4 protein-coding genes are annotated in these 3162 nt (G+C 36.0%); 2 read left to right on the top strand and 2 right to left on the bottom strand.

What is annotated here, in order from left to right; translation table 11 throughout:
* Nucleotides 1–850: 850 nt before the first annotated feature.
* Nucleotides 851–1219: an AMP-binding protein gene (locus FC65_RS09780; protein ID WP_082619090.1), complete on the top strand. Its 369-nt coding sequence runs from the start codon at nucleotides 851–853 to the stop codon at nucleotides 1217–1219.
* Nucleotides 1220–1435: 216 nt separating this feature from the next.
* On the opposite strand, the gene FC65_RS11920 is transcribed toward FC65_RS09780, so the two are convergent.
* Both FC65_RS11920 and FC65_RS09785 read right to left on the bottom strand, forming a co-directional pair.
* A complete protein-coding gene (locus tag FC65_RS11920; protein WP_156408622.1) occupies nucleotides 1436–1597 on the bottom strand; it encodes a hypothetical protein in 162 nt (53 codons plus the stop codon).
* A gap of 236 nt (nucleotides 1598–1833) precedes the next feature.
* Nucleotides 1834–2304 (bottom strand): MarR family winged helix-turn-helix transcriptional regulator, encoded by a 471-nt coding sequence (locus FC65_RS09785; protein WP_056972532.1) that lies wholly within the window; start codon nucleotides 2302–2304, stop codon nucleotides 1834–1836.
* A gap of 414 nt (nucleotides 2305–2718) precedes the next feature.
* On the opposite strand from FC65_RS09785, the gene FC65_RS12940 reads away from it, so the two are divergent.
* A complete protein-coding gene (locus FC65_RS12940) occupies nucleotides 2719–3036 on the top strand; it encodes a group II intron maturase-specific domain-containing protein (protein WP_056972533.1) in 318 nt (105 codons plus the stop codon).
* The last annotated feature ends 126 nt before the right edge of the window (nucleotides 3037–3162 follow it).

Here is a 3162-nt window from a genome sequence, read left to right on the forward strand (position 1 = left end):
TCATAATTTGCAACTCCTTATTTGATTTGATTACCCTAGTATAGTGAGTTCAGCTTGATGGCAACTTGATAGGTGTCAAGTTTTGCAAAATAACAGTATTAATTTCGGATGGGCTGATTATTGCTGACAGTGATTATGATTAAAACGTGCTATTTTTTAAATCCAAAAGCAGCCAGCTTAGGCCCGCTGGAAAAAGTCCGAGTTAGCGTAAAATTGCTTAGTTGGCGCGTCCTACACCGACTTCCAGGCATTTCTGCCAATTGCTGGAACGCGGTGGACACAGATTTAAGCCGAAGACCACGTCTTAAATACTGGTCTTCCACTAACCAAGCCAAGGACGCTTGCTAAGTGAAATTTCACCGCTGAGGATTGGCCGAAACGCCTTCCAGTCGGGACAGTGTTCGAATGGCGGACGAAGATGTACCTAACTTTTGATGGCTTTGTCGTTGCTTTTCATAACCGGTAATTTTGTCAATCGACTGTCAGACTGAAATTGATATTGAGATAACTCACTGATTCTGAATCAGCGTAGTAAGATTTAATCTCCCGACAAAGTGCTAATGCACCTAACACTTTGTTTAAAGTTCCAGTATCAAAATAGTTAACGATAAATTGCGCTAAGTTCGGTGGTTGTTTATCAGCCATTCGAGCGGCTTACCGAAACGTGCTCGGTGCCACTGAAGCCTGCGTTAGCTCAAATCGACGTCGGCTTACGTTCCAGCAATTGGCACCCAGCCCAGGAAGTCGGCATAGGACGCACATCGGCTGACGAACAGTAAGCCAACTAAATGACACGTTTTAACCATGTTTCATGACAAGTTAACGGAAGAATAAATAGGATTATCGGCAACTGCAGATATATTCTGATAATATAGCACATTATTTGATACAACAGAAACTACCTATTGGTTCTCCTGTTATTGTTTACGGAGGGCAAACTTTCTCTATGTTGGCATGTTTTCTAGGGGTGGTCAAGGCTGGCCACCCGTATATTCCAGTTGATGACCAATCTTCTCCTCAAAGGCTGGTAGATATCAGCCAACGATCTGGAGCTGAGTTTTGTTTAGCTCTCGCAAACCTCCCAGTTGATTTAGAGGATATTAACTTGGTAAAAGATGAAAAAATTAAAAAAATTTTTGCTACTGCACATCAAAATGCAGATAAAAGAATATTTACACAAGAAACTGATATCTTTTACCCGAATTATTTTATTCATTAATTAAGTAAAAAGAATAAATGTAAAAAATCTTTGCTAATTCTAAAACTTACTTTCGATAGACAATTAGAAAAGAAAGCTTGACATTAAAACTCCGGCAAATGTTCCCACTGCAAAAAACAAGGGTATTTTAACTTTATTTTTCTTACCCTGACGTTTGCTGCGAAGTAAAGAAGTTAATTCATCTTTTCCTTTTTTGGTTAATTGCAACTGCGAAACTTAATAATTTCCAGTACGTTGACTAAAGTTGAGGGTGTAATTAATCATTTTTTGTTTGAAAATCAGTTGTTTGAGCAATTGATTTTCTTCGATCTCAGCTGGATCGATCTGTCCGGTTGAGATTTTTTTAAGAAGTACCATTTTCTCCTGATTAAATTTCATTTGATCACCTAAAGAACCTTCCTAGAAAGGTTAAGTTTTTGCTGACTTTTCAAAAATCATTGTGAATCAGCATTTTTAAATTTTGCAAGATCATTCGACATAGCTCTGTTACGAAACAGCCGGTAAAAACTGCTTTTAAAATTAGCACAAGGCGTAGATATGTTTTGAAGATAGTTTTGCCTTGAGTCAGAAAAATTTCCTTTTCGTTAAAAAGTAAGAACACTTGCGCCGAGTGATCAAAACAAATCTTCGAGATAGTCATTGACGTTTTTTAGTTTGTTGTTTACCTGGTAAATTGATTTCAATTCTTTTTTGTACTCGTCAGTAGTTTTGTTGACGGAGTTCAAATATTCTTTAACGCGTTCATTGATGATCTTTTCTTTGCTTTTTCCTTTTTCTGTCAGCTCAATATATACTTTGCGCTTGTCTTCGGGCGAATAACTGCGGGTGATCCACTCATTTTTTTCCATTCTTTTAAAAAGAGGGGATGTTGTCCCATAATCGAGTTGTAAATGTGACGTGATCTCACTCATTTTAACGGGCTTTTGTTCTTGCCATAAAATCAATAAAGTAACATACTGCGTGAATGTTAACTTGAATTCTTTTAAAATCTTTGAGAAGAATTTGGCCAAACTTCTTTCTGTAAAGTAAATAGCAAAACAAAACTCACTTTCGACTGTTGATAATTCATAATCCTTTTTTTCCATTCAAAAATCTCCCAAATCTAATGAATATTTTTTAAGTAAAGGTAGAACGTTTACAAAAACTGCTAATAAATTTAACTTGTCTTGTCTATTAGTATTCTATTTTTTACTCCCTCCTTAATATCTGCTAGCAATTATTGTAATAAAAAAGTTTCTCCTCCACGTTCAGGCATCCTTGACCAGAGCTATTTTGCCGGTATGGGGGTACAAACATCATGAATTTTAAGATAAAAAATTATATATATAAAATTGCGCAAAATAATAGGTATAGACCAACATGTATACATTAAGACAGATATTGCCCAGCTTTTTTAGAAGAATAATGTTCTATGAACTATACCAATGTAATAAAGGTATGATCAATATTTTAATAATTTAAATCAGCAGATAAACAGTAAACAAATAATCAAACAAGAATTGAAAAGAATCACGAAGAGAAACAGAGGTATCAACTTTGATAGGATCCTGCACGAAATTAAGCAGAAAATACAGGGCGGGATCCAATATTATTCCATTGGGAAGATGAAAAAATTTCTCGAGCAAAACGAATGGTTGCTCTCGCGCATCCGCCAGTATACCTGGAAACAGTGGAAGAATATCAGGACTCATTATAAAGCATTGATTAAATTAGGCATGACACCCAAGCAAACTGGGACATATGTTAATTTTCGTAAAGAATATTGGCGTAATGTACATAGTAAAACACTGTGTATGACTGTAACCATAAAAGACTGACACAACGTGGATCGCTAAACATGTCCAAGTTGTATCAGTTAATTCAATTAAGTTGTTGAACCGTCATATACGGTGGTGTGGGAGATCGATAGTGCGAACTATCTCCTACCCGATTCTTATTTTATA

The sequence above is a fragment of the Ligilactobacillus acidipiscis DSM 15836 genome (genome assembly GCF_001435755.1).
GTDB classification, from domain to species: Bacteria; Bacillota; Bacilli; order Lactobacillales; family Lactobacillaceae; genus Ligilactobacillus; species Ligilactobacillus acidipiscis.